Origin of the sequence: Salipiger sp. IMCC34102 (assembly GCF_004145405.1) — a bacterium.
GTDB lineage: Bacteria > Pseudomonadota > Alphaproteobacteria > Rhodobacterales > Rhodobacteraceae > Loktanella.
Genome location: NZ_SELQ01000003.1, coordinates 140621 through 165543, shown reverse-complemented (window position 1 = coordinate 165543; position 24923 = coordinate 140621). Strand labels below are relative to the sequence as shown.

Genomic DNA, 24923 nt, shown 5'->3' with positions numbered 1-24923 from the left:
ACCGAAACGACAGGAGAGATCACGCCATGACGTTCCCCGAGACGATCACCATCGAAGAGCTCGACCGCGATCCGTTCCCGATCTACGCCCGCCTGCGCGAGGAGTTTCCCGTGGCCTACGTTCCGGCCGCCAACGTCTGGTTCGTGACGCGCTGGGACGACGTGCAGACGGTGACGAAGTCACCCGATCTCTTCACCGCCGACGCCGACGCCTCCCCGGTGGACCGCGCCTTCGGCCGGCCGAACATCCTCAGCGCCGAAGGCCCGACCCACAAGGCGTTGCGCGGTGGGCTCGAGCCGCATTACCGGCCCAAGAAGGTCGCCGACTTCATCGACGCGCTCGTGACCCCCATCGCCCGGGACTACCTGTCGAAGATCCAGGCGAAGGGCCAGGCGGAGTTGATGTCGGAATACTTCGAGCCGATCTCGACCCTGGCGCTCGCCCGGTCGCTGGGGATCGAGGATATCGACGCGGAGACGCTGCGCCGCTGGTTCCACGGCATGTCCGCCGGCGCCACCAACTTCGAGAACGATCCCGCCAAGACCGCGCTGAACGACGCGGTCGCCACCGAGATCGAGGCCGTGGTGGCCCCCCTGCTGGCGCGGCTGCGGACGCAGCCCGACACGACTGCGTTGTCGCAGATGCTGCATCACGACATGCCGGAGGGTGAAACCCGGCCGGACGACTTCATCCTTCCCACCCTGAAGGTCACGCTGCTGGGCGGCATGCAGGAACCGGGGCACGGGGCGGGCACCACGCTGGTGGGGTTGCTGCAGAACCCCGACCAGATGGCGCAGGTCATGGCCGATCCAGAGGCGCTGATCCCGCGCGCCGTCACCGAAGGCATCCGTTGGGTCGCGCCCATCGCGACACAGTTCCGCATCCCGCTCGAGGATACCGAGCTGGGGGGCGTCACGCTGCCGAAAGGCGCGCCGGTCACAGCGGTGCTGGCCTCGGCCAACCGCGACGAAAGTCGTTTCGACGATCCCGACCGGTTCGACATCAACCGCGCGGCGGCGGGGGCTGCCACCTTCGGGTTCGGCCATCATTTCTGCGCGGGTCGCTGGTTCGCCGCGGCCCAGATCGAGATCGCCCTGAGGGTCCTGCTCGACGCGCTCACCGACATCCGGCTCGACGGCGACGACGCGGTGGTCTTCAACGGTTGGGAGTTCCGCGCGCCGCGCAAGCTGAACGTGCGCTTCACCCCCAAAGGGTGAAGCGCGACGCCGCAACGTCTGACACCGGACGGGCCTAGAGACCCAGTTTCGACAAGGCCGCGGCGTAGCTTTCGGCGGGGGCCGTCACGTCGAAGGCGACGGTGTCCATGCCCACCGCCTGCGCGCCCTTCACGTTCTTCAACTGGTCGTCGACGAAGACGCAATCCGCGGCCGCGAGGTTCAACGCCTCCGTCACGAACCCGTAGGCGCGGGGGTCGGGCTTGAGGATCTTCGTGTAGGTCGCGTCGATCACCGCGTCGAAATCCTTCAGAAACGGCAACTTGTCGCGAAAGTCGATCCCGTAGAAAAGGTCGAGCTCGTTCGACAGGACCGCCAGCCTGCACCCGCCCGCCTTCGCGGCAGCGATGGCATCGAGCGCCTCGGGCCGGATGACGGCGGCGGGGTCCGCGCCCCTGACACGGCCCACGAACTGGGGAAACTCGGTCCAGGTCTCACCGACCAGGGCACCCGTCTCGGCCATGCGATGCTGCCAGTAGTCCCGCTCGGTGATCTCCTGCGCCTGCATGCGTTGCCACAGGGGATCGCTTACGGGATCGAACGGACCGCGCCAGGTCAGCGTGCCCGGTGCGAGGTCCAGCGCCGCCTCGGTCAGATCGTGGGTCTCGAACAGCGTGCGGGAAATCACGCCACCGAAGTCGAGGACGAGTGCCTTGCTCATGGCCGGGCCACCGTGCCGTCCGCCAGCCAGGCGTCGAAGACCGCCAGTGCCGCATCGGCGAAGGCCTGGTCGTTGATATGCGCTTCGACCTCTCGGACCTTGCCCTCGGGGAGGCAGGCGCGCATCTCGTCCAGGAAGACCGAAAGGCCCGCCGCGTCGTGCAGATCGTTGCCGGGGCGGTCCCATTCGCCGCAGCCGCCCGTCGGCAGAAGCATCATGGTCGGCCCGTCGGCCTCGGACAGTTTATCGCACAAGGCACGTGCCACGGCCCTGCGCCGATCCGCGTCCAGCACGACCGAGGTCAGCAACCGGTTGTGCGCATGGGACGGCAGGTCCGAAAGCGCCTCCGGCACCGGTTGCCAGCCGATCAGGTCGACGAGGTCGTAGCACCCCGGCGCCACCAACTGCGGCGTGCCCGCACGTCCCGCAGCGGTCAGGCGGCATTCGCCCGCCGTGACGCTGGAACCGAACAGGTGGTTGCCGACCTCCTGCGTGGCGAAATCGAAGACGCAGGCGAAGGCGCCCTGTGCGGCCAGGCTTTCGAAGGCGCGCCCGCCCATGCCGGTGGCGTGGAAGACGGCCACGTCGAAACCGCGGTCTTCCAGCGCGGGCTTCAGGGGCACCATGTAGCGCAGGGCGGTCTTCCCGAAGGAGGTCATACCGATCAACGGGCGCGTACGGTCCGGCGGTTCGACCGCGCGGGCCGCGCCCAGCACGGCCCCCGCCGCCTGGCTCAGCGAGGCGCGGCAGACCGAGTTCAACCCGTAAAGCCCCCCCGCCCAGAGGATCATCTGGATATCCGCCGGCAGACGCTCCGCCGGGATCATCGACGAGAACGACACGGTCGAGACGATGTATTTCGGCACTCCCAGCGGCAGGGCCGAACAGACGTCGAGCGCCAGGTCCGTCCCCATGGTGCCGCCCATGACGAGCACCCCGTCGATCCGGGCATCCTGGTGCAACTGCGCGGTCAGCTGCGCCGCGCCGCGCGCCATGATCTGCATCGCCGCATTCTCGTCACCCGCGGCGATGACCGCGTCGATGTCGTTGTCCGCGGCCCGCGCCACGTCGTGCTTTGAGACGTCCGTGGGCGCCTGCGGATCACCCAGCACGCTCACGTCCATCGTCAGGACCGCCCCGCCCTGCCCGCGGATGATACCGGCCACGTAGTCGAGCTCGTCGTTCTTGGTGTCGAAGGTGCCGACGAGGAGGATGGTGCGCTCGGGCCCGCTCATAGCTTGATCCACGCGGTCTTGAGGTTGAGGAACTTGTCGAGCGCGTGCAGAGACTTGTCGTGCCCGTTGCCGGATTGGCCGACACCCCCCAGCGGCACGGTCAGATCCGCCCCGCCGTAGGTGTTCACATGAACCACGCCCGCGCGGATCCGCGCCACCATGCGGTGCGCGCGGGACAGATCAGAGGTCCAGACCGCAGCCGCCAAGCCGTAGTCGGTGCCGTTGGCGATCGCGATGGCCTCGTCCTCGGTGTCGAAGGGGATCACGGCCACGACGGGGCCGAAGACCTCTTCCTGTGCCAAGCGGTCGGCGGGGTCGACGCCGGTGACGATGGTGGGCTCCATGAAGTAGCCGCCGGTTTCCTCGCGGATGCGGTTTCCGCCGATCACGGTGCGGCCCTGTTCGCGGGCCTCCTCCACGAAGGTGAGGTTCTGCTGCAGCTGCCGCGCGCTGTTGACCGCACCGGCCTGTGTCGCGGGATCGAGCGGATCGCCCACGACCGTGGCACGGGCCTGAGCCGCCAGTTTTTCGACGAAGGCGTCGTGGATGCCGCGTTCCACCAGGATCCGGCTACCCGCGACGCAGACCTGGCCGGAGTTGCGGAAGATTCCCGCCGCGGAGACCTTGGCCGCCTCGTCCAGGTCCGGCGCATCGGCAAAGACGATGTTGGGCGACTTGCCCCCCAGTTCCAGATAGACCCGCTTGAGGTTCGAGGCGCCCGCATTCTGCATCAGCCGCCGCCCCACGGGACCGGAGCCGGTGAAAGTGACCACGTCGACCTTTTGCGACAGCGACAGCGCCTCGCCCACCACCGATCCCGCGCCGGTGACCACGTTCAGCACCCCGTCCGGCAGGCCCGCCGTCTGCGCCAGTTCGGCGATCCGCAACAGCGTCAGCGACGCGGTCTCGGGTGGCTTGACGACGACGGTGCAGCCTGCGGCCAGCGCCGGACCCAGTTTCCAGGCGCCGATCATCAGCGGAAAGTTCCAGGGCACGATCGCGGCGACCACGCCCACGGGCTCCGCGTGGACAAGTCCCAGCGTGCCGGGGGCGGTCGGTGCGATCTGGCCGTAATGCTTGTCGGCGGCTTCCGCGTAATAGCGGATCGTCGCGGCGGCGGAGAGTGGTTCGGCCTTCAGCGCCATCCCGATCTCGGTCCCGTTGTCGCGTACGCCCAGCACGGCAAGCGCCTCGGCCTCCGCCTCGATCAGCGCGGCCCAGCGCAGCAGGACCGCCTTGCGCGCGGCGGGGGCCAGACCCGACCAGCGTCCGTCGTCGAAGGCGCGTCGCGCGGCGGCACAGGCGGCCTGCGCATCAGCGTCCGTGCCGGCGGCGATGGTGGTCAGGACCTGACCGTCGAGCGGCGAGATCACCTCCATCCGTGCGCCGTCGGAGGCGCCGACCCATTGGCCGTCGATCAGGTGACGGCCTTCCGCGACGGGGGTCGCGCGCAGCCGGTCGAGTGTCGTGTGGTCGAGCATCGGTCTACCTTTGCTGGGTGTGGTGCATGTCGTGGTCGTGCGCGTCCTCGGGCAGGCCGCGGCGGCGCTCTCGGATCACGCCCCAGATGTGGCCCACGATCAAAAGCACGATGACCGCGGCAAGGAAGCCCGCGATGGGACGGTCGACGAAATCCAGAGGGCTGCGCACCCGCCCCATGGCGGAGCGCAGCTTCGTCTCCATGATCCCGCCCAGAACCATCCCGAGGATGATCGGCACCACCGGCAGGTTCTGGCGCTTGAGGATCACCCCGAAGAGCCCGAAGCCCGCCGCGATGACGCAGTCGCTGACCGAGTTGCGCAACGTGTAGACGCCGACGAAGGACAGGATCAGGATCGCGAGGCCCAGGAACCGGGTCGGCACGCGGATGATCTGCAAGAGCCAGTTCGAAGCGAAAATCAGGAAGATCACAACGATCACGTTCAGGATCAGCAAGGCCGCGTAGAGCGCGTAGACAAGGTCCAGCTGGTTCTGAAACAGTCCCGGCCCCGGCACGACGTTGTGCACGTAGAAGACCGAAAGCATCATCGCCGTCAGCGCCTCGCCCGGGATGCCAAGTGCCAGCAGCGGGATCATCGCCGCCGCGGGCACGGCGTTGTTGGCGGATTCGGAGGCCACCAGCCCCTCGGGGCTGCCCTTGCCGAACTGCTCGGGCGTCTTCGAGCTTTTCTGCGCATAAGTGTAGGACAGGAACTGGGCCGTGAACTCGCCCACGCCCGGGATCATCCCCATCAGCACGCCGAACCCGGACCCGGCGGCGGCGATGCGCTTGAAGCGGAACACCTCCAGCATCGCGCGAAAGAGGCTGCCCTTGATCGGCTTGGTGTCCGGTGCGGCCTCGGGGTCGGCCATCAGCGTGAAGGCCTGGCTGAGCGCGAAGAGTCCCATGACCACCACGATCAGATCGAAGCCGGAGGCCAGCGTGTCGGTCCCGAAAGTGAAGCGCTGGGTATACTTCACGGGCTCCAGCCCCACGGTGGCCAGGAAGATGCCGAGTGCCGCGAGCATGCCCGCGGGAAAGGTCTGCCCCCGGTGCGCCAGCACCACCAGGACGATGCCCAGAAGGGCCGCGAGAAAGATCTCCCGGCTGCCGAACATCGGCGCGATCCTGGCCAGGAGCGGCGACAGCAGGATGAGGGCCAGGATCGACAGCACCGCCGAGACGAAGGAGGCGCCGTAGGCAAGCCCCAGCGCGCGCAGCGGGTTTCCGTCGCGGGCCATCGGGTGACCATCGTAGGTGGTCAGCGCATTGACCGCCGTGCCGGGCGTGTTGATCAGGATGGCCGGAAGTGCGCCGCCGAACATCGAGGATCCGTAGATCCCCAGAAGCAGCGTCAGCCCCACCAGAGGCGGCAGCGCAAAGGTCGCGGGCAGCAGGATGGCGATCGCCACGGGCGGTCCCACGCCGGGGATCGCACCGATGATGACGCCTCCGATGGAGCCTATGAGCAAGGCCAGGGCGATGTCGAAACGCGCGAGCATCTCCAGGCCGGACAGGAAAACGTCCACGAGGGTTATTCCTTAAAGATAGGACAGCGCGAAGCTGCGCAGGGCGTCGTTCTCGATCAGGCGGTAGAGCGTGCCGCCGGGGATGCGCACCCCCAGAAGCCCCTTGAAGACCAGCACGACCGCCGCACCGAAGACCGCCGCGATCACGATCCAGCGCGGCCCGCGATAGCCCAGCCGCAAGGTCAGGATCACCGAGAGCGCCACGGTGGTCGGCAGATACCCCACCACAGGCAGGATCAGCACGTAGGCCAGGAACCATAGCGCGTATTCCGCCGATTTCACCCAGTACATGACCTCGGCCAGGCGCCCCGGGATGCGGGCCGACAAAAGGCCGCCCAAAAGGTGCAGCCCGCCGAAGAGCACCATCACCGCGATCGAAACGGTGGGCCAGAACGCGGGCTGCGCCACCAGCCCCGTGCGCGCGACCCAGGTCGTCTGGAACGGCAGGCTGGCCAGCAGGAACAGGCTGAACGCGAAGAACAGCATCGCGAACAGAAGATCGCCCGGCCTGCGGTAGCGTTTGAAGAGATCCTGAAGGGTCTGGGTCATGGCACCAGGGCATCCTTGGTCTTGCCCCCCGGCCGCGGTCGGCCGGGGGGACTGAGACTTACTCGGCGGGGACGTATTCCATCACGCGTACCAGCGTTTCGGCGTCCTGTTCGATCTGCTGCGTCGCCTCTTCGGCATCCTGCCAGTAGATCAGCGCGCCGGTCTGTTCGCGCAGGTCCTGAACCTCGTCGGAGTTCATCACCCGTTCGGCCACCACGGCGATCTTGTCGCGCACGTCCTGCGGGGTATCCGCGTGGACAAACAAACCGTTCCACAGGGCGATGTTCAGATCGGGGGTGATCTCGGCCACGGTCGGGACATCCGGGGTAAGCTCGGTCCGTTCGTTGCCGACCGAGGCCAGGATCGTCAGATCGTCGAGGCAGGGCCGGATCTGCTGCAGGGTGGTGTTCATCACATCCACGTCGCCGGAGGCCAGCGCGTTGCAATCGAGCGCGTCGAAGGCGGCTTCCGCCCCCCATTCGAAGCCCATCTCGGCGGCCATGGCGAAGGTCACCTGTGTGGGCACTGCGAAGGTGCCGAAGTGGCCGAGGAAGACGTCGTTCTCGTTCGCGTAGGTCGCCAATTCCTCCATGGTGGAGAACGGCGCGTCGCCCGCGGCCGCGATGACGAAGGGATAGGTCAGGAAGATGCCGATCGGCTCGAACGGGTTGGGCGACAGGGCCGGGATGCCGATGTCGGGGCCGACCAGCGGGATGTCGATCACGAAGGATCCCACCGTGTAGCCGTCCGCCGGGGCCGCGGCCACTTCCGCCGCGCCTGGGAACGGGCCACCGCCGCCGCCCGGCTTGTTCACCACCGCCGCGGCGACGCCGTACTCGGCCTGAAACTCGTCGGCGATCATGCGGGTCAGGATGTCCTCGAGGTCGCCCGGCGGGAAGGGCACTACGAATTCGACGGGCTGCTCGGGGTATTCGGCCAAAGCCGCGACAGGCAAGGACGCCATCAGGGCGGCAACAGGCAAGGCAAGATGTTTCATGGTCTCTCCGTTGGACAGGTAGTTCATTATTTGAACCATTGGTTGCAAATATACTTGCACCCCGGGTCCGAGTCTGTCAATCATTCCCCGCAGCCAACCGCTGATTTCTTGATACGAGGGCCCCCCGCATCATGGGCACGATCACCAAGGCACTGGATTTGCTGGGCTACTTCAGCCGAACCCGCCCCTCGATCGGGTTGGGGGAATTCGTGCGCCTGACCGGGCGCGACAAGGCCACCGTGCATCGGCACCTGGTCGAACTCGAACAGAATGGCTTTCTGGAGCAGGATTCCGTGACCCGCGCCTACCGGCTGGGACCCGCGATCCTGCGCCTGACCAGCGTGCGCGAATCGACCTTTCCGACGCGCGCGGTTCTTCGTCCGCTTGTCACGGAACTCTCGGAAGACCTGGACGAGCTGGTCCACGCCTCGATGCTGCAGGGGCGGATCCTGTCGCCGATCTTCCATGCCGATCCCAAGCGCCACGGGACGCAAGTGTCCTTCGACGAGGCCGAGATGCAGCCGTTGCACGCGACGGCGTCCGGCCTCGTGGTGCTGGCCTTCGCCGACGACGCCCTGCGCGAGGCGGTGCTCGCCGGCCCGCTCGCGGCCCATACCGACCGCACGATCACCGATCCCGAGGCCCTGCGCGCCCGGCTGGTCGAGATCCGCGCGGCGGGGCTCGCGCGGGCGGCGGGTGGCTTCGACACCGAGGTTGCAAGCCAGGCCGCCCCGCTCTTCGGCGCCTCCGGGGCCGTCATCGGCGCGCTGTCGGTCGCGATGCCCAGCGGGCGCGGCACCGACGACCGGCTCGAGTCGTTTCGCGCGCGTCTGTGCGCCGGAGCCGCCCGCGCAACCGTTTCGCTAGGCGGCACCGTGCCGCCCGACCTCGCGGCCCTTTGGGCTGCCGTTTCCGATCCCCGTGACACCAAAAGGGCCTGACATGAAAGATTCGAATTTCCTGCACGCGCAGAACGCCCGCCACCTGTGGCACCCGATGGCCCATCCCGGCGACATGCAGGCCAACGCCCCCGCGATCATCGCCGAGGCCGAGGGCGTGCACATCACCGACGTGGACGGCCACCGGATGCTGGATTCCGCGGGCGGGCTTTGGAACGTGAACTTGGGCTATTCCTGCGAGCCGGTGAAACAGGCGATGAAGGACCAGCTCGACCGCCTGCCCTACTACACGATCTTCCGCGGGACGACGACGGATGTCGCGATCGAGCTGTCCCACATGCTGTCAGAGTTCTTCGCCCCCGACGGGCTGACCCGTGCCTTCTACACCTCGGGCGGGTCCGACAGCGTCGAGGTCGCCCTGCGGCTTGCCCGTCAATACCATCGCCTGCGCGGCGAAGGCGGCCGGTCCAAGTTCCTTAGCCTCAAGAAAGGCTACCACGGGACGCATACGCTGGGCGCCTCGGTCAACGGGAATGCCAACTTCCGCGCGGCCTACGAGCCGCTCATGCCCGGCTGCTTCCACACGCCAGCGCCCTATGCCTACCGCAACCCCTTCGACGAAAGCGACCCCGCGCGGCTGGCGCAACTGTGCCTGGCCGCGATCGAGGACGAGATCGCCTTCCAGGGCGCCGACACCATCGCCGCCTTCATCATGGAGCCGATCCTGGGCGCGGGCGGCGTGATCCCGCCGCACGAAAGCTTCATGCCGGGCGTGCGGGCGATCTGCGACAAGCACGGCATTTTGCTGATCGCCGACGAGGTCGTGACCGCCTTCGGGCGCACGGGGGCCTGGTCCGGCTCGCGCCTTTGGGGCGTGAAGCCCGACATGATGTGCACGGCCAAGGCGCTGTCCAACGGGTTCTTCCCGATCGGAGCCGTGATGTTGTCCGACCGGATCGCCGAAACCTTCGAGAGCGACAAGACCGGCAAGGCCTCGATCGGGTCGGGCTACACCTACTCGGGCCATCCCGTGGGGGCCGCCGCCGCCATCGCCTGCCTGACGGAAACGCTGCGCCTCGACGTGCCCTCCAATGCCGCGACCCAGGGCACCCGCCTGCACGACGGGCTTCTGGACCTCATGGCGCGCCACGATGTCATCGGCGACGTCCGGGGCGGCCACGGCCTGATGTGTGCGCTGGAACTCGTCTCGGACCGGTCGAAGAAAAGTCCGCTCGGCAAGCCCGAGATCAAGACGATGTACGAGACCGCCTACGCCGAAGGCGTCATGCTGCGCGTGTCGGGCAACAATGTCATCCTGTCGCCCTCGCTCATCGTCGAGGATCACCACATCGACACGATCCTCGCGGCCATCGACACCGGCCTGCGGGCGATCTGATCGGCGGGGCCCGGAGGCCGCAAGACCAATAGCGGTCCCGGCCATCACCAGAGCCGGCCCAGATGCGGCCACCGGGGCACCCTGCCCCGGTGGCCGTTTTCATCACTTTTGAAGTTCCGTCCAGATCGCCGTGTAATAGGACAGCGATTCCGCCGAGCAGGTCGGCAGGAATTCACCGGCCTCGGCATATTCGGCGGGGATGTTGACCATGGGGGAGTTCTTCATGACCTCGTCCATGAACTCCTCGGACCCTTCGATGCCGTTGGCATAGCGGGCGTACTGCGAAATCAGCGCGGCGTTCTCGGGCTGCAGGATGAACTCGAGGAAGGTATAGGCCTCGTTCATGTTCTGGGCATCCGACAGCAGCGCGATCGAATCCATGAACAACGGGAAGCCTTCCTGCGGATAACCGAACTGCACTTTGTCGTTTTCCAGTGCCGCGCGGAAGACCGCGCCGTTCCAGTAGACCGAAGCCATCGTGTCGTTGGCCGCCAGCTTTTCGGACATGCCGTAGTCCATCGACTGCCAGGCGGGCTTGGCCGCGATCAGCACGTCACGGGCGGCGCGCAGCATCTCGGTGTCCTCGGTGCAGGGCTCGCCGCCGACATACCACAGGGCGAGCGACATGATGTCGTTCATCTCCGGCGTGACGTTGAGCTTGCCGACCAGTTCCTCGGGCGGGTCTAGGAAGATCGCGCTGGTGTTGATGTCGCCTTCGTAGGCGTCGGAGTTCACGGCGATTCCGGTCGCGCCGATCTGCCAGGGGATCGAGTAGAGCCGGCCGGGATCGAAGGGCACGTCCACCCATTCGTCGGCGATGTTGTCGTGGCTGGGCAGGCGCGAGAGGTCGAATTCCTGAATCAGGCCCTTCTCGCGCCAGATCGGGATGTAGTTGGCCGACGGCACCACGAGGTCGAAGCCGTGACCGCCCGCTTCGACCTTGGCCAGGGCCGTGTCGTTGGAATCGTAGTCGGTCAGCGTGACCTCGATGCCGGTCTCGGCCTCGAACTTCTCGATCAGCTCGGGGCTGGTGTAGTCGCCCCAGTTGTAAAGCTGCAGCTCCTGCGCGGACAGTGCGCCGGCCGTCAGGATGAAGGTCGTGCTCAGTAGCGTTTTCATGGTCGTCTCCCTTGTTGTATCTGGTTGGATCAGGTGCGCTTGCGGGTGAGCAGAAAGAAGGCGGTCAGCAGGACCACGGTCAGCAACAGCAGCAGGGTCGAGATCGCGTTGACCTCGGCGCTGACGGACCGGCGGATCTGGGCCAGCATGTAGGTCGGCAGCGTATCCTGCCCGGCGGATTTCACAAAGAGCGTGATGACCACGTCATCGAGAGAGGTCACGAAGGCCAGCATCAGCCCCGCCACGGCACCCGGCAGGACGAGCGGCAGTGTCACGTGGCGGAAGGTCTGCCAGCGGCTGGCATAGAGATCGGCACTCGCCGTCTCGAGGCTAAGGTCCATGCCCTCCAGACGGGCGCGGATCGGCAGGTAGGCGAAGGGCGTGCAGAAGGCCGCGTGCGCCACGATGAGATACCCCAGCCCCTGGTAGCCCGTTGCCACCTTGATCGAGGAAAAGAAGATGAGCAAAGCCACGGCGGTCACGATCTCCGGCACCATCAGGGGCTGGTTGATCATCAGATAGACGAAGCTTTGCCCGCGCGTCGCACGCCGGCGCGTGGTGCCCAGGGCCGCCATCGTGGCCACGGTCGTCGCCAGGATCGAGGCGCAGGTCGCGATTTGCAGCGACCGCCAGGTGGCATCCTTGACCGCCTCGTTGGCCCAGGCCTCCGGATACCAGCGCAGGGAGAAACCCTCCCAGATCGCCACGCTGTCGCCCGCGTTGAACGAGAAGATCACCAGCATGGCGATGGGTGCGTAGAGCATGACGAAGACCGCCACGGCGATCGTGCCGAACCCAGGCAGGCGCGAGATCGAGAAGCTGCGATCAGCCATGGGGTTTGTCCCCGCCGGTGGCGAACCGCGTGTAGACGATCAATGCGGCACTCACCAGCACCAGCAGCACCACGGACAAAGCAGCGCCCAGGGGCCAGTTGCGCCCTTGGCCGAACTGCAGCTCGATGAAGTTGCCGATCATCATGTTGCGTCCCCCGCCCAGGATGCGCGGCGTCACGTAGGCGCCGAGCGCGGGGATGAACACCAGGATCGAGCCCGCGATGATCCCCGGCTTGACCACCGGGACGATCACGTGGCGCAGGATCTGCCAGCGGCTGGCGTAAAGATCGTAGCCTGCCTGCAGCAGCGCCATGTCGAACCGGTCGATGGCGGCAAAGAGCGGCAGCACCATCAGCGGCAGGTAGACGTAGGTCATGCCCAGAAAGACCGCGAAATCCGTGTAGAGCATCACGATCGGCTGATCGATCGCGCCGATCCACAAAAGGAAGGTGTTCAGGAACCCCTCGTTGCGGATGATCTGGTTGATCGCGAAGGTGCGGATCAGCAGGTTGGTCCAGAAGGGGATCGTGATCAGGAACAGCAGCGCCGTCCGCGCGCCCGCGTTGCGGGTCGCGATGAACCAGGCGGTGGGAAAGCCCACGACGAAGGCAAACAGCGTCGTCAGCAGCGCGAGCTTGGCGGAACGCCAGAAGATCGACAGATGCGCATCCGCAAAGCTGAGCGTGCCGTCGAAGATATCGCGGTTCAGGATGACGTTGAACCAGGCCTCGAACGACAGCGCCCATTCGACGTTGCCGTAATCGCCGGGCTCCAGGAAGGAATAGACCAGCATGATCGCAAGCGGCCCCGTGGCTCCCACCGCCAGAAGCAGCAGCGCCGGGGCGGACAAAAGCCAGCCACGGCGGGCGGCGGCAGCCTGCTGGGGATCGCCGCTCATGCGACCTCCGGCAGGACGATGAGCGCGCCCGGCTCGAAGGTCAGTCGAACCTCCTGCCCCGGTGCGAGGCCGGCATCGCCCGAGGCGGGGCTTTGCATCCGCACCGTGATCTCCGTCCCGTCGGTCAGCGCCACGACGGCATGGGTGTCGGTTCCGAAATAGACCGAGCGTACGACGGTGGCCGGAATCCCCTCGCCGCCGCCTTGCACGATGCGCACCTGTTCGGGCCTGATCGCCGCGGTGACGGGGCCGGAGGCTGGCGCGCCGTCCATCGCCGTGGCGGTCAGGCGGGGCCCGGCGCCCAGCGCCAGCGTGTCCCCGTCGCGCGTTCCGGTCAGGAAGTTCGACTCCCCGATGAAGGAGGCGACGAAGCGGTTCGCGGGCCGGGTGTAGATCGCGCGCGGATCGCCCACCTGCAGGAGCCGTCCCGCCTGCATCACGCCGATCCGGTCGGACATGGTCAGCGCCTCTTCCTGGTCGTGGGTCACGAAGACGAAGGTGATCCCGGTTTCGACCTGCAGGCGCTTCAGCTCGACCTGCATCTCCTTGCGCAACTGTAGATCCAGCGCGGACAGCGGCTCGTCCAGCAGCAGCACCTTGGGGCTGGGCGCCAGCGCCCGGGCCAGCGCCACGCGCTGCTGCTGCCCGCCCGAGAGTTGCCCCGGCTTGCGATCGGCCATCGCCTCGAGCCGCACCAGCGCCAACATCCGCGCGACCGTGTCCGCCACCTCCCGCTTGGGCCGGCCCTGCATCCGCAGGCCGAAACCGATGTTATCGGCGACGGTGAGGTGCGGAAACAGCGCGTAGGACTGAAAGACCGTGTTCACGGGACGCCGGTTGGGCGGGTCGTAGGTGATGTCGGTTCCGTCGAGCAGGATCTGCCCTTCGGTCGGGCTTTCGAACCCCGCAATCAGCTTGAGCAGCGTGGTCTTGCCGCAGCCCGACGGGCCCAGCAAGGTAAAGAACTCGCCCTTCCGGATCAGAAGCGAGACCCCGTCGAGCGCGGTGACGGCCCCTGCCCCCTGACCGTAGATCTTGCGCGCCGCGCGCGCTTCGACGGCGTTTTCGTCGCTCATCGCGTACCTCTCGATTGCCCGTCGAGGAGAGCGAGAAATCGTGGCGATTGCAAGGGATACCGTGTTCGCGCCCCTAGATCCGGGGCGTGCGATGAAACCATGGGCGAGCCCGTTCGAGATCTGCGCAAAGCGCCATCAGTCGCGTATCCTCGCCGAACCGCGCGGCGAGGTGGATGCCGATGGGAAGGCCGGCCTCGCTCCAGTAGAGCGGGACCGAGGCGGCAGGCTGCCCGCTGGCGTTGAAGGCGGCGGCGAAGGGCGAATAGGGGAAGACCTGTTCCATCCGGTAGCCCACGTAATCCTCCGTCGCGTGATCGAGGCGCCCGATCCGGGCAGGCGGTTCCGCCAGCGTGGGCGTCAGCAGGATGTCGTAATCCTGGAAGAAATCCGCCATCTGCCGACCGTAGGCATGGATCGTGTCGATACAGGCGATGTAATCCGCCCCACTGATCGTGGCGGCGTGCGCCAGCGCACCACGGGTGACGCCCTCCACGTCGTCCGGCAAAAGCCCGCGGCCCAGACTGCCCAGCTTGCGCAGAACCGCCTCTGCGGTGCCGCAGGCGACGATGTCGGTCCAGGCGGACATCATGGCCTGCGTATCGGCCTTTGCAGGCCGCGCGGGGACAACGTGATGACCCATGTCTTCCAGCAGGCGGGCCGCGTCCTGCACCGCGGCCCGGCAGACAGGGTCGATGTCCTCTCCGGTGAAGGTCGTATCGCACAGCGCGATCCTGAGCGGCGCGACAGGGGTGTCGATGGCCTGCATGAAGCTCGACGGCATAGGCGGGGCCGCGTAGGGCGCGCCAAGGTCGGCCCCTGCGCAGATATCCGTCAGAAGTGCCGTGTCCCGCACGCTGCGGGTCAGGAACCCTTCGATCGCCATGCCCGCCCAACCTTCGCCCGCGTAAGGACCGTCCGGCAAGCGCGCCCGCGTTGCCTTGAACCCGAACAGCCCGCAGTTCGAGGCCGGCACCCGGACCGACCCGCCCCCGTCGGAGCCATGGGCCGCCGGCACGATCCCCGCCGCGACCGCCGCCGCCGCCCCGCCCGAGGAGCCGCCAGGCGTGTGATCCAGGCTCCATGGGTTGCGGGTCGGCCCGCCGTAGACGGCCGCCTCGGTCGCGGTGCCGATCCCCATCTCGGGCGCGGTGGTGCGCGCAAACGGCACCAGCCCGGCCCCCGACAACCGGTCGAAGATCGCGGAATTCCGCGCGAACCGCGTGTCGCGAAACAGCCGGGAGCCGATGTGACAGGGGTAGTCTACCGCCTCGCAGCCCAAGTCCTTCAGCAGGAACGGCACGCCCCTCAACGGTCCATCCGGCAGACCTGCGCTGATGCGGGCGCGGGCGACTGAGGTCGCGTCGTTCACCACCGCGTTGACCGCGGGGTTCACCGCCCGGGCGCGCGCGAGTGCCGTGTCGAGCAGTTCCGTGGGGCTCACCTGACCGCCGGCCACCAGTTCCGCAAGGCCGATGGCATCGTGATCCCGAAAGGTGTCGATCATGGGCGTCTCCTTCATGTCGGGGCGATCATTGGGGGCGAGGGGCGCGATTGCCAAGCCGAAGTTCGCCGCGCGCCGGGACCGCCCCCCTCCCGCCTCGGCCCGGTTGCGACGGTTTGTCGCTTCGCGCGGGCGAACCGCCACCCCTGCAGGCCCCGGACCTGCAAAACATCGGACTTCGACCGATTCACATGCGAAAAAGCTCGGAACCCGATTGCGCGCAATGAAATTACACCCCGACTTTCACGTGACAATTTAGGGGATAGCGGCATGGCCAAGACACCGGGCGGAACCAACCGAGAGGGACCGCGCGTGTCCCGACGCGGCCTGCTGCAAGGCTCCGTGGCCTCCGGCGCGGCGGCTTTGGGCAACTTCGCCGGAGGCGCGGCCCAGGCGCAGGCGGACGCACAGGCGACCGGCAGCACGACGCCGACCGTGTCCTTCTCGATCAACGGCAAGACGCAGACGGCGACGCTCGATGCGCGGACCACCCTGCTCGACTACCTGCGCGAGGATCTGGACCTGACGGGCACCAAGGTCGGTTGCAACCACGCCCAGTGCGGCGCCTGCACCGTTCTGATCGACGGCGCGCGGGTGAACTCCTGCCTCACGCTGATGGCGACGCTGGAGGGGTCGGAGGTCACCACGATCGAGGGCATCTCGGACGAAGGCGAGTTGCACCCGATGCAGCAGGCCTTCATCGACAACGACGGGTTCCAGTGCGGCTATTGCACCCCCGGCCAGATCATGTCGGCCATCGGCTGCGTGCGCGAAGGCCACGCGGGCAGCGCCCCCGAGATCCGCGAGTACATGAGCGGCAACCTGTGCCGCTGCGGGGCCTACAAGGGTATCGTTGCCGCCGTCGAACAGGCCCGCGACCAGGTCGAGGAGGCCGGCTGATGAAATCCTTCGCCTATCAAAAACCCGCCAGCGCCCAAGCCGCGGTCGGAATGGTCGACCCCATGAGCGCCGCCGGCCAGGGCGGTGCCTTCCTCGCCGGTGGCACCACCGTGCTCGACCTGATGAAACTGCACGTGCTGACCCCCGACAGCCTGACGGACGTGAAGACCCTGCTGCCCGCGGGGATCGAGGAGCGCGATGGCGCGCTCTACGTCGGCGCAGGCACCACGATGGCAGCCGCCGCCGAACACCCCGCCTTCCGCGACCGCGCGCCGGCCCTGTCGGACGCGCTGTGGAAAGCGGCCTCGCCGCAGTTGCGCAACGTGGCCACATTGGGCGGCAACGTGCTGCAACGCACCCGCTGCCCCTACTTCCGCGACGTGGCGAGCGCCTGCAACAAGCGCGAGCCCGGCTCCGGTTGTGCCGCGACCGAAGGCGTAAACCGCTTGCTTGCGGTGCTGGGCACGTCGGAGGACTGCATCGCGACCTACGCGGGCGACTGGGCCAACGCGCTCATCCTCTTCGACACGCAGGTCGAGGTCACCGGCCCCGAGGGGGACCGCACCATCGCCTTCGAGGATCTGCACACCCTGCCCGGCGACACCCCCGCGGTCGAGACGACGCTGGGTGACGCCGATCTCATCACGGGATACCTCATTGACCTTCCCGACTGGGCCTGGCGGTCGGTCTACACCAAGGTCCGCGACCGCGAGAGCTACGCCTTCGCCGTGGCCTCGGCCGCCGTGGCACTCGATATGGAGGAGGACACGATCCGCGAGGCGCGCATCGGTCTGGGCGGCGTGGCAACGGTGCCCTGGCGCGCCCGCGCGGCGGAGGACTACCTCGCCGGCAAGACCCTGACCGAGGAAACCGGCCTCGAGGCCGGCCGCATCGCCTTCGCGGATGCCCGCGGCTGGGGTCACAACGACTTCAAGATCCCGCTCGGCCAGCAAACCATTCTTCGGGGCCTCATGGAGGCCGCCGCCTTGACCCGGGAGGGCACGCAATGAGCATCGGAAACCCCGTTCACCGCATCGACGGCAAGCTGAAGGTCACCGGGTCCGCGAACTACGCCGCCGACTTTTCGGTGGGCACGCCGCTTTACGCCGAACTCGTCACCTCGACCGTGGGCCTGGGACGCGTCACGTCCATCGACGACAGTGCCGCGCGCGCCGTGCCCGGCGTCCGGGCAGTCTATTCCCACGCCAATCCCCTGCCCGTCGACGCCGCCGACTTCTTCGGCGCGGGCGGTCGCGCACAGCAAAGCTGGCGTCCCTTCGAGAGTGCCGACGTGCGCTTCAACGGAGAGATCGTGGGCCTCGTGGTCGCCGACACGCTGATCGGCGCGCGCGAGGCGGCCCGCTCCATGCGGGTGCAATACGAAGAGCAGGACCCGGCGGCCGTCTTCGGGGCCAGCGGGCTGGAGCCCGAGGACCTGCCCGATCGCGGTCTTTCCATGGGGGACATCGAGCAGGCCATGGAGGCTTCCTCGCAAAGGGTCGAGGAGACCTACACCACTTACGCCAACACCCACAACGCGATGGAACTGTTCTCCACCACCGCGCAATGGGCGGGCGACGAGTTGACGGTCTACGTGCCCAGCCAGTGGGTCGAAGGCTTCGCCGCCGGCATCGCGGAGGAGCTTGGCATCGACGCGGCCCGGGTGCGCGTCGTCTCGCCTTACGTGGGCGGCGGGTTCGGCGGCAAGGGCTCGCTCTTCACCTGGACCGCGATGGTCGCCGCCGCGGCGCGCGACCAGGGACGTCCCGTGAAACTCTACGTCACCCGCGAACAGGGGTTCACCACGGCCTCCTACCGGGCCGAGACCGAGCAGGACTTTCGCCTGGGCGCCACGGCCGACGGGCGCTTCACCGGGTTCGAGCACCAGGGCCGCGAGATCAGCTCGCGCGCGGACACCTACGTGGTGAACGGGGGCGAGAACACCGCCCGGATGTATCATGCCGACGCGGTGCGCACCGGGGTCACCTGCATTCACGCCGACCGCCAGACCCCCGGCTTCATGCGCGCCCCGCCGGAGGCGCCTTACTTCTTCGCGCTGGAATCCGGCGTCGACGAGTTGGCATGGAAGCTGAGCATGGACCCGGTGGAACTGCGCCGGATCAACGACATCGACGCGGAGCCGGTGAACGGCGTGCCCTTCACCTCCCGGTCGTTGATGGAGTGCTACGACGCCGCCGCCGAACGCTTCGGCTGGTCGGACTACGAGCAGACCGTGGGCGCGCGCACCGAAGGCGACTGGCTGGTCGGCTGGGGCTGTGCGACGGCCACCTACCCCACGCAGATGGGCCCCTGCGCCGTGCGCATCCATTTCGATGCGACCGGCCAGGCCCGCGTCTGGGTGGCCAGCCACGACGTCGGCACGGGCGCCTATACCGTCATCGCCCAGGCCACGGCCCTGGCGCTGGGCATCCCGGTCGACTCCGTTAAGGTCGAGCTGGGCGACTCGCGCCTGCCGCCCGGCACCATCGCGGGCGGGTCGATCTCGACCGCGTCCAACGTCAGCGCGATCGAAATGGCCGTGGCGCAGATCCACGACCGGATGGGCACCACCGCCGAGACCATGGATCCCACCGCGGCTTTCGAAGCCTTCGGCCAGCGCGCGATCGAGGAATACGCAGAATGGATCCCGCCGGCCGCCAGCCGACAGCAGGCCAAGACGCTCTACAACGGCAAGGTCGCCATCGTGGGCGGAGCGGAAGAGGACTACACCGCCTTTGCCTTCGGCGCACAGTTCGCGGAAGTCCGGGTGCACAAGTACACCCGCGAGATCCGCGTGCCCCGCCTGATCGGGGCCTTCGCGGCGGGTCGAATCATGAACGAACAGACCGCCCGGTCGCAGTACCTGGGCGGGATGATCTGGGGGATCGGGCATGCGCTGCTCGAAAAGACGGAGGTCGATCCGCGCAACGGCAAGATCGTGAACGCCAACATCGCGGAATACCTCGTGCCCACGAACGCCGACGTCCAGGAACTGGAGGCGATCCTGGTGCCCGAAACCGACACGAAGGTGAACCCCGCCGGCGTGAAGGGTATCGGCGAGATCGGCATCGTCGGCACCGCCGCGGCCATTGCCAACGCGGTTTACCACGCGACCGGAACGCGGGTGCGCCATACCCCGATCCACGTCGAGGACCTGCTGCCGCAGGCCTGAGGACGCAGCATGCGGGGCACCGGTTTGCGCGGTGCCCCGTTTTTCATCGCGCCCGCCGGAAATCGGTCTCGTCGCCGAATACTTGACACAATGACGCAGCCGGCTCGGAACTGCCCCGCCCTCTGAGCGTTTGAGCTGCAAGATATGCCGCATGCGGCGGCAGAAACGTATCGAACTGGGGGCATTTCATGAACTTGGAACGCAAGACCGGCGCCACGGGCGCGCCCGGGCTGGAAGAGCTGGCAAGCCGCCGCGTTGCGATCGAGGCGATCGATCCCCAGATCGACGGTGGACGTTTCGCCGCCAAGGCCGTGGTCGGTTGGCCTCTTACCCTGACGGCGGACGTCTTCGGCGACGGTCACGAGATGTATGCGGCCGGCGTGGGACTGCCCAGCGGCGAGATCGTCGCGATGCGCAAGATCACCAACGACCGCTGGGGGACCGAGATCGTCTTCTCCGACACCGGGCCTGCGTTCTTCACCGTCCTGGGATGGCGTGACGTCTGGGGGACCTGGGCACGCGACACCGGCAAGAAGATCGACGCAGGCCAGGATGTCGGCGTCGAAATGCAGGAGGCCCAGCAGATCCTGGGCGAGATGACCCCGCCCCGCGGCCAGGCCAAGACCCACAAGGCGCTGGTGAAGGCCGCGAAGTCCGGTGACGCGGCCACGCTTCTGTCCGAGGAGACGGCGGGATTCATGGCGCTCCATGGTCCGCGCGCGAACCTGACCCGGTCGGAACAGGTGCCCGTCTGGGTCGACCGCGAGCGCGCCGCTTTCTCTGCCTGGTACGAACTCTTCCCCCGCTCGCAGGGCGCGGACGGCCAGCACGGCACGTTCCGCGACGTGATCGGCAAGCTCGATTACGTGGCCGACCTCGGTTTCGACGTGCTCTACTTTCCTCCGATCCACCCCATCGGCACGACCAACCGCAAGGGCAAGAACAACTCCCTGACCGCCGGACCGGGGGATGTCGGCTCACCTTATGCCATCGGCTCTCCCGAGGGCGGCATGGATGCGGTGCATCCCGAACTGGGCACGCTGGACGACTTCGACGCATTGGTCGCGGCCGCCGGGGACAAGGGGCTGGAGATCGCGCTCGACATCGCGCTCAATTCCTCCCCCGACCATCCGTGGATCAAGCAACATCCCGACTGGTTCGAACGGCGCCCCGACGGCACCATCAAGTTCGCCGAGAACCCGCCGAAGAAGTACGAGGACATCGTCAATTTCAAGTACTACAACGCCGACGGCACGCCCAACGCGCCGTTCTGGGCCGCGATCCGCGACTTGTTCCTGTTCTGGATCGACCACGGCGTGACCATCTTCCGCGTAGACAACCCGCACACGAAGCCTTTTCCGTTCTGGGAGTGGATCATCGCAGAGGTGCGCCGCACCTGCCCGGAGGCGATCTTCCTGTCGGAGGCCTTCACCCGGCCCAAGCTGATGAAGCGCCTGGGCAAACTGGGCTATAACCAGAGCTATACCTACTACACCTGGCGCAACACCAAGGAAGAGTTGACCGAGTACCTGACGGAACTCACGACCGAGGAATGCCGTCACTTCATGCGGCCGAACTTCTTTACCAACACGCCCGACATCAATCCCTACTTCAACCACGACAGCGGACGGCCCGGCTTTCGCACCCGCGCGGTGCTGGCGGCGTCGCTTTCGGGCAACTGGGGTCTCTACCAGGGGTTCGAGTTCTGCGAGGCCGACCGGCTGCCGCCGAAGGACGAATACCTCGACAGCGAGAAGTACGAGATAAAGTCGCGCGATCTGGACGCGCCCGGCCACATCAAGGACGACGTGCGCCTCATCAACCGTATCCGCCGCGAGAACCCGGCGATGAAGGATTTCCTGAACCTGGAGTTCTTCCCCGCCTACGATGACCGGGTGCTCTACTACGGCCGTTTCGACGAGGTGAACCGCAACTACCTGTTGTTCCATGTCCTTCTGGACCCGTTCGGCGGAGCGGACGTGCAGTTCGAGGTGCCGCTCTGGCGGTTCGGCCTGCCCGACGAAGGCTCGATCGAGGTCGAGGACGCGATTCACGGCAACCGCTTCACATGGCACGGCAAGAACCACGGCTTGACGCTCGATCCGCAAAGCCGTCCATACGCAATCTGGAAACTCTTTCCGCCGGGAGGCGCTGCATGACCATCGTTGACAAGGACCTTCTCGCTGCCAACCCGGCCGAGGAGCAGCCCGATTGGTACAAGGACGCGGTGATCTACCAGATCCACGTGAAGGCCTTCCAGGACAGCAACGGCGACGGGATCGGCGATTTCGCGGGCCTCATGCAACGGCTCGACCACGTGCAGGAACTGGGCGCCACGGCGATCTGGCTTCTGCCGTTCTATCCGTCACCGCAACGCGACGACGGCTATGACATCGCGGAATACAAGGCGATCAACCCCAACTACGGGACGATGGAGGACTTCCAGGGTTTCGTGGACGAGGCGCACCGCCGCGGGCTCAAGGTCATCACCGAACTGGTGATCAACCATACCAGCGATCAGCACGACTGGTTCCAGGCGGCCCGCCGCGCGCCGAAAGGGAGCCCCGAGCGCGACTACTACGTCTGGTCCGACGATCCGGCCAAGTGGATGGACAAGACGCGGGTGATCTTCAACGACACCCACGACAGCAACTGGTCCTGGGACCCGGTGGCCGAACAATTCTACTGGCACCGGTTCTTCGACCACCAGCCGGATCTGAACTTCGACAATCCCGAAGTGCTGCGCGAGGTGCTGGACGTGATGCACTTCTGGCTCGACACCGGGGTGGACGGGCTGCGGCTCGATGCGATCCCCTACCTCGTGGAGCGCGACGGGACCAACAACGAGAACCTCCCCGAGACCCACGACATCCTCAAGAAGATCCGCGCCGACCTCGACGCGCATTACGAAGGCAAAATGCTTTTGGCCGAGGCGAACCAGTGGCCCGAGGACACCCGCCCCTACTTCGGCGATGGCGACGAGTGCCACATGGGCTTCCACTTCCCGCTGATGCCGCGGATGTACATGGCCGTGGCGCAGGAGGATCGCTACCCGATCACCGACATCATCCGCCAGACGCCCGAGATCCCCGAGGGCTGCCAATGGGCGATCTTCCTGCGCAACCACGACGAGCTGACGCTGGAAATGGTCACCGACCGCGAGCGCGATTACCTGTGGGACTTTTACGCCTCCGACCGGCGGGCGCGGATCAACATGGGCATCCGTCGACGCCTGGCGCCGCTGTTGCAGAACGACCGGCGCAAGATCGAACTGTTGAACTCGTTGCTGTTCACGATGCCCGGCACGCCGGTGGTCTACTACGGCGACGACATCGGCATGGGCGACAACTACTACCTGGGCGACCGCGACGGCGTGCGCACGCCGATGCAATGGTCGGGCGACCGCAACGCGGGCTTCAGCCGCGCCGATCCGCAGCGGCTCTACCTGCCGACGATCCAGGACCCCGTCTACGGGTATGACGCGGTCAACGTCGAAGCGCAGCAAAGCGCGCCGTCCTCGCAGTTGAACTGGATGAAGCGGATGATCGCGGTGCGCCAGCGCCACGACGTCTTCGGCCGCGGCGAGGTCGACCTGCTCTACCCCCGCAACCGCAAGGTGCTGGCCTACATCCGCCGTCACGGCGACCAGGTCGTCCTTTGCGTGGCGAACCTGTCGCGTCAGGCGCAGGCGGCCGAACTGGACCTGTCCGCCTACGAAGGCCGCGTGCCGATCGAACTCATGGGCCAGTCTCCGTTCCCCCCCGTGGGAGAGTTGCCTTACCTTCTGACGATGCCCGCCTATGGTTTCTACTGGTTCCTTCTGGCCGACGCGCAGGAAGCCCCCGGCTGGCATTCGCCCTACGCGCAGATGCTGCCGGACTTCATCACGCTGACCACCCGTTCGGGGACCATCTCCGGGGCGATGGACGACAAGTCCGCGAGCGACTTCGAAACCCAGACGCTGCGCGACTACCTGCCGCTGCAACGCTGGTTCGCCGCCAAGGAAGACCGGATCACCGGCACGAAACTGCGCCGCCTGGCCGAAATCGACGGCACGCATCTTTTGTCGGTCGTCGACGTGACCACCGACAAGGCCGACCAACAGTATTTCCTGCCGCTCTCCGCCGCCTGGGGCGAGGACAACCTGACCATGGGCCCGCGCCTGCCGGCCACGCTGGCCAAGCTGCGCCAGGCGAACCGCGTCGGTGCGATCCTCGACGGCGTCGTGGACGAGGATCTGGCCAACGCGCTTCTGACGCGCCTGCGCGACGGCGCGGAGATGGACGCAGGCCCCGAGGGCCGTATCGTCTTCACCCGCACCGACCGGCTGGACGAGACCGCGGCGGAAGCGGACGAGCCCCGGCTTTTGTCGTCGGAGCAGTCCAACGCCTCCATCGCGTTTTCTGACAAGTTGATCCTTAAGCTTTACCGCCGTCTGCAGAAGGGTGTTCAACCCGATATCGAAGTCGCGCGGTTCCTGACCGAACAGACCGATTTCGAGGCGACGCCGCCCCTTTTGGGCACCATCGACTGGGTCGATGCGGAAGGTGAGGTCACCACTTTGGGGGCCGCGTCCGAATTCGTGCGCAACCAAGGCGATGCCTGGACCTACGTGATCGATGCGCTCGACCGCGACATGGAACGGCTGGAGACGAGCGCCGACACCAGCGAAGGCGAGGCCGAGACCGTCATGGGCGGCCCGCTCGACCTGGGCGAGGTGCTTGGTCGGCGCACGGCCGAGTTGCACCGTGCCCTGTCGAGCGGTGCGGACGACGGTGCCTTCGGAACCCGGGCGCTCGAAAAGTCCGACCTCGACCGCATGGTCGACGAGGTGATGGGCGAAGTGACCGGCGTGCTCGACCGCCTGCAAGGGCAGCGCGACGGGCTTGGTGAGACGGGTCGCGCGCTGGCCGACCGGTTGCTGGAACGGCGTCAGGCGCTGCTTGATCGTGTGTCTGGCCTGAAGTCCGCGACACCTTCGGGCGGGCTTGCGCGGATCCACGGCGATTATCACCTGGGCCAGGTCCTTGTGGTGCAGACCGACGTGCGCATCATCGACTTCGAGGGAGAGCCCACGCGCAGCCTGTCGGAGCGGACCGCGAAGACCTCGCCCCTGCGCGACATCGCGGGGATGCTGCGCAGCTTCGACTATGCGCTGTGGACCGTGGCACGCCGCCGGATCGACCTAGGCGCCGATCCGCAGCAGACCCTCGACGGGATTGACGGCTGGCGCGAGGCGACCGCGGGCAGTTTCCTCGCATCCTATCGCGCGACGATGGAAGGGGCATCCGTGCATCCGTCGGATGCCGCGTTCGAGACAGCCCTGCTGGATCTCTTCGTGATCCAGAAAGCCGCCTACGAAGTGGGCTACGAGATGTCGATGCGCCCGGACTGGATCGAAATACCCCTGCGCGGACTTCTGTCGCTGGTAGAGGAGAGCTGA

At 67.0% G+C, this 24923-nt stretch carries 19 protein-coding genes; 8 read left to right on the top strand and 11 right to left on the bottom strand.

The features are described from left to right. Positions 1 to 26 precede the first annotated feature (26 nt). Entirely contained in the window at positions 27 to 1217 is a 1191-nt protein-coding gene (locus tag EU805_RS08410) for a cytochrome P450 (RefSeq protein WP_129763528.1), read from the top strand. A gap of 34 nt (positions 1218 to 1251) precedes the next feature. On the opposite strand, the gene EU805_RS08405 is transcribed toward EU805_RS08410, so the two are convergent. From EU805_RS08405 to EU805_RS08380, 6 genes are read right to left on the bottom strand one after another with little or no spacing between them, the layout of a single operon-like run. After that, positions 1252 to 1896, bottom strand: a complete 645-nt coding sequence (locus EU805_RS08405) for an HAD-IA family hydrolase (RefSeq protein ID WP_129763527.1) — start codon at positions 1894 to 1896, stop codon at positions 1252 to 1254. After that, the gene (locus EU805_RS08400; protein ID WP_129763526.1) at positions 1893 to 3131 is read right to left on the bottom strand and encodes a Tm-1-like ATP-binding domain-containing protein; all 1239 of its coding nucleotides are present in this window, start codon (positions 3129 to 3131) and stop codon (positions 1893 to 1895) included. Before EU805_RS08400 ends, EU805_RS08405 begins: the two co-directional genes overlap by 4 nt. Beyond that, the gene (locus EU805_RS08395; RefSeq protein WP_129763525.1) at positions 3128 to 4612 is read right to left on the bottom strand and encodes an aldehyde dehydrogenase family protein; all 1485 of its coding nucleotides are present in this window, start codon (positions 4610 to 4612) and stop codon (positions 3128 to 3130) included. Before EU805_RS08395 ends, EU805_RS08400 begins: the two co-directional genes overlap by 4 nt. A gap of 4 nt (positions 4613 to 4616) precedes the next feature. Next, positions 4617 to 6140, bottom strand: coding sequence for a tripartite tricarboxylate transporter permease (locus tag EU805_RS08390; RefSeq protein WP_129763524.1), 1524 nt, complete (start codon positions 6138 to 6140; stop codon positions 4617 to 4619). A 12-nt stretch (positions 6141 to 6152) separates the two neighbouring features. Continuing rightward, a complete protein-coding gene (locus EU805_RS08385) occupies positions 6153 to 6689 on the bottom strand; it encodes a tripartite tricarboxylate transporter TctB family protein (RefSeq protein ID WP_129763523.1) in 537 nt (178 codons plus the stop codon). Positions 6690 to 6747: 58 nt separating this feature from the next. Next, positions 6748 to 7686, bottom strand: a complete 939-nt coding sequence (locus EU805_RS08380) for a tripartite tricarboxylate transporter substrate-binding protein (RefSeq protein WP_129763522.1) — start codon at positions 7684 to 7686, stop codon at positions 6748 to 6750. Positions 7687 to 7817: 131 nt separating this feature from the next. Here EU805_RS08380 and EU805_RS08375 point away from each other — a divergent pair, with 131 nt between their 5' ends. After that, positions 7818 to 8627, top strand: coding sequence for an IclR family transcriptional regulator (locus EU805_RS08375; protein WP_129763521.1), 810 nt, complete (start codon positions 7818 to 7820; stop codon positions 8625 to 8627). Between the two features lies 1 nt (position 8628). Further along, positions 8629 to 9981, top strand: a complete 1353-nt coding sequence (locus tag EU805_RS08370; protein WP_129763520.1) for an aminotransferase class III-fold pyridoxal phosphate-dependent enzyme — start codon at positions 8629 to 8631, stop codon at positions 9979 to 9981. Positions 9982 to 10083: 102 nt separating this feature from the next. Here the strand turns inward: EU805_RS08370 and EU805_RS08365 are convergent, their stop codons facing one another. From EU805_RS08365 to EU805_RS08345, 5 genes are all read right to left on the bottom strand, one after another. After that, complete coding sequence (locus tag EU805_RS08365; RefSeq protein ID WP_129763519.1) at positions 10084 to 11100, bottom strand: extracellular solute-binding protein; 1017 nt, start codon at positions 11098 to 11100, stop codon at positions 10084 to 10086. 29 nt (positions 11101 to 11129) lie between these two features. Next, a complete protein-coding gene (locus EU805_RS08360; protein ID WP_129763518.1) occupies positions 11130 to 11933 on the bottom strand; it encodes an ABC transporter permease in 804 nt (267 codons plus the stop codon). Beyond that, positions 11926 to 12831, bottom strand: a complete 906-nt coding sequence (locus EU805_RS08355; RefSeq protein ID WP_129763517.1) for an ABC transporter permease — start codon at positions 12829 to 12831, stop codon at positions 11926 to 11928. Before EU805_RS08355 ends, EU805_RS08360 begins: the two co-directional genes overlap by 8 nt. After that, positions 12828 to 13907, bottom strand: a complete 1080-nt coding sequence (locus tag EU805_RS08350) for an ABC transporter ATP-binding protein (RefSeq protein WP_129763516.1) — start codon at positions 13905 to 13907, stop codon at positions 12828 to 12830. The genes EU805_RS08355 and EU805_RS08350 overlap by 4 nt, the downstream gene beginning before the upstream one ends. Positions 13908 to 13980: 73 nt before the next feature. Continuing rightward, complete coding sequence (locus tag EU805_RS08345) at positions 13981 to 15411, bottom strand: amidase (RefSeq protein WP_129763515.1); 1431 nt, start codon at positions 15409 to 15411, stop codon at positions 13981 to 13983. A gap of 267 nt (positions 15412 to 15678) precedes the next feature. Between EU805_RS08345 and EU805_RS08340 the strand changes: the two genes are divergently transcribed. The 5 genes from EU805_RS08340 (at position 15679) to treS (ending at position 24923) form a co-directional block, all read left to right on the top strand. Further along, positions 15679 to 16308 (top strand): (2Fe-2S)-binding protein, encoded by a 630-nt coding sequence (locus tag EU805_RS08340; protein WP_129763514.1) that lies wholly within the window; start codon positions 15679 to 15681, stop codon positions 16306 to 16308. Further along, positions 16308 to 17318 carry a xanthine dehydrogenase family protein subunit M gene (locus tag EU805_RS08335; protein ID WP_129763513.1) on the top strand — a complete coding sequence of 337 codons (1011 nt, stop codon included), beginning with the start codon at positions 16308 to 16310 and terminating at the stop codon, positions 17316 to 17318. The genes EU805_RS08340 and EU805_RS08335 overlap by 1 nt, the downstream gene beginning before the upstream one ends. Further along, positions 17315 to 19480: a xanthine dehydrogenase family protein molybdopterin-binding subunit gene (locus tag EU805_RS08330; RefSeq protein WP_129763512.1), complete on the top strand. Its 2166-nt coding sequence runs from the start codon at positions 17315 to 17317 to the stop codon at positions 19478 to 19480. The genes EU805_RS08335 and EU805_RS08330 overlap by 4 nt, the downstream gene beginning before the upstream one ends. A 188-nt stretch (positions 19481 to 19668) precedes the next feature. Continuing rightward, complete coding sequence (locus EU805_RS08325; RefSeq protein WP_129763511.1) at positions 19669 to 21639, top strand: alpha-1,4-glucan--maltose-1-phosphate maltosyltransferase; 1971 nt, start codon at positions 19669 to 19671, stop codon at positions 21637 to 21639. Then, positions 21636 to 24923 (top strand): maltose alpha-D-glucosyltransferase, encoded by a 3288-nt coding sequence (gene treS / locus EU805_RS08320; protein WP_129763510.1) that lies wholly within the window; start codon positions 21636 to 21638, stop codon positions 24921 to 24923. The genes EU805_RS08325 and treS overlap by 4 nt, the downstream gene beginning before the upstream one ends.

Bases quoted from the DNA above. Each gene is read 5' to 3' on its own strand.
- EU805_RS08360 (WP_129763518.1), bottom strand. From the start codon at position 11,933: ATGGCTGATCGCAGCTTCTCGATCTCGCGCCTGCCTGGGTTCGGCACG.
- EU805_RS08365 (WP_129763519.1), bottom strand. From the start codon at position 11,100: ATGAAAACGCTACTGAGCACGACCTTCATCCTGACGGCCGGCGCACTG.
- EU805_RS08355 (WP_129763517.1), bottom strand. From the start codon at position 12,831: ATGAGCGGCGATCCCCAGCAGGCTGCCGCCGCCCGCCGTGGCTGGCTT.
- EU805_RS08380 (WP_129763522.1), bottom strand. From the start codon at position 7,686: ATGAAACATCTTGCCTTGCCTGTTGCCGCCCTGATGGCGTCCTTGCCT.
- EU805_RS08335 (WP_129763513.1), top strand. From the start codon at position 16,308: ATGAAATCCTTCGCCTATCAAAAACCCGCCAGCGCCCAAGCCGCGGTC.
- EU805_RS08345 (WP_129763515.1), bottom strand. From the start codon at position 15,411: ATGATCGACACCTTTCGGGATCACGATGCCATCGGCCTTGCGGAACTG.
- EU805_RS08325 (WP_129763511.1), top strand. From the start codon at position 19,669: ATGAACTTGGAACGCAAGACCGGCGCCACGGGCGCGCCCGGGCTGGAA.
- treS (WP_129763510.1), top strand. From the start codon at position 21,636: ATGACCATCGTTGACAAGGACCTTCTCGCTGCCAACCCGGCCGAGGAG.
- EU805_RS08405 (WP_129763527.1), bottom strand. From the start codon at position 1,896: ATGAGCAAGGCACTCGTCCTCGACTTCGGTGGCGTGATTTCCCGCACG.
- EU805_RS08400 (WP_129763526.1), bottom strand. From the start codon at position 3,131: ATGAGCGGGCCCGAGCGCACCATCCTCCTCGTCGGCACCTTCGACACC.
- EU805_RS08350 (WP_129763516.1), bottom strand. From the start codon at position 13,907: ATGAGCGACGAAAACGCCGTCGAAGCGCGCGCGGCGCGCAAGATCTAC.
- EU805_RS08395 (WP_129763525.1), bottom strand. From the start codon at position 4,612: ATGCTCGACCACACGACACTCGACCGGCTGCGCGCGACCCCCGTCGCG.
- EU805_RS08330 (WP_129763512.1), top strand. From the start codon at position 17,315: ATGAGCATCGGAAACCCCGTTCACCGCATCGACGGCAAGCTGAAGGTC.
- EU805_RS08375 (WP_129763521.1), top strand. From the start codon at position 7,818: ATGGGCACGATCACCAAGGCACTGGATTTGCTGGGCTACTTCAGCCGA.
- EU805_RS08410 (WP_129763528.1), top strand. From the start codon at position 27: ATGACGTTCCCCGAGACGATCACCATCGAAGAGCTCGACCGCGATCCG.
- EU805_RS08370 (WP_129763520.1), top strand. From the start codon at position 8,629: ATGAAAGATTCGAATTTCCTGCACGCGCAGAACGCCCGCCACCTGTGG.
- EU805_RS08385 (WP_129763523.1), bottom strand. From the start codon at position 6,689: ATGACCCAGACCCTTCAGGATCTCTTCAAACGCTACCGCAGGCCGGGC.
- EU805_RS08340 (WP_129763514.1), top strand. From the start codon at position 15,679: ATGGCCAAGACACCGGGCGGAACCAACCGAGAGGGACCGCGCGTGTCC.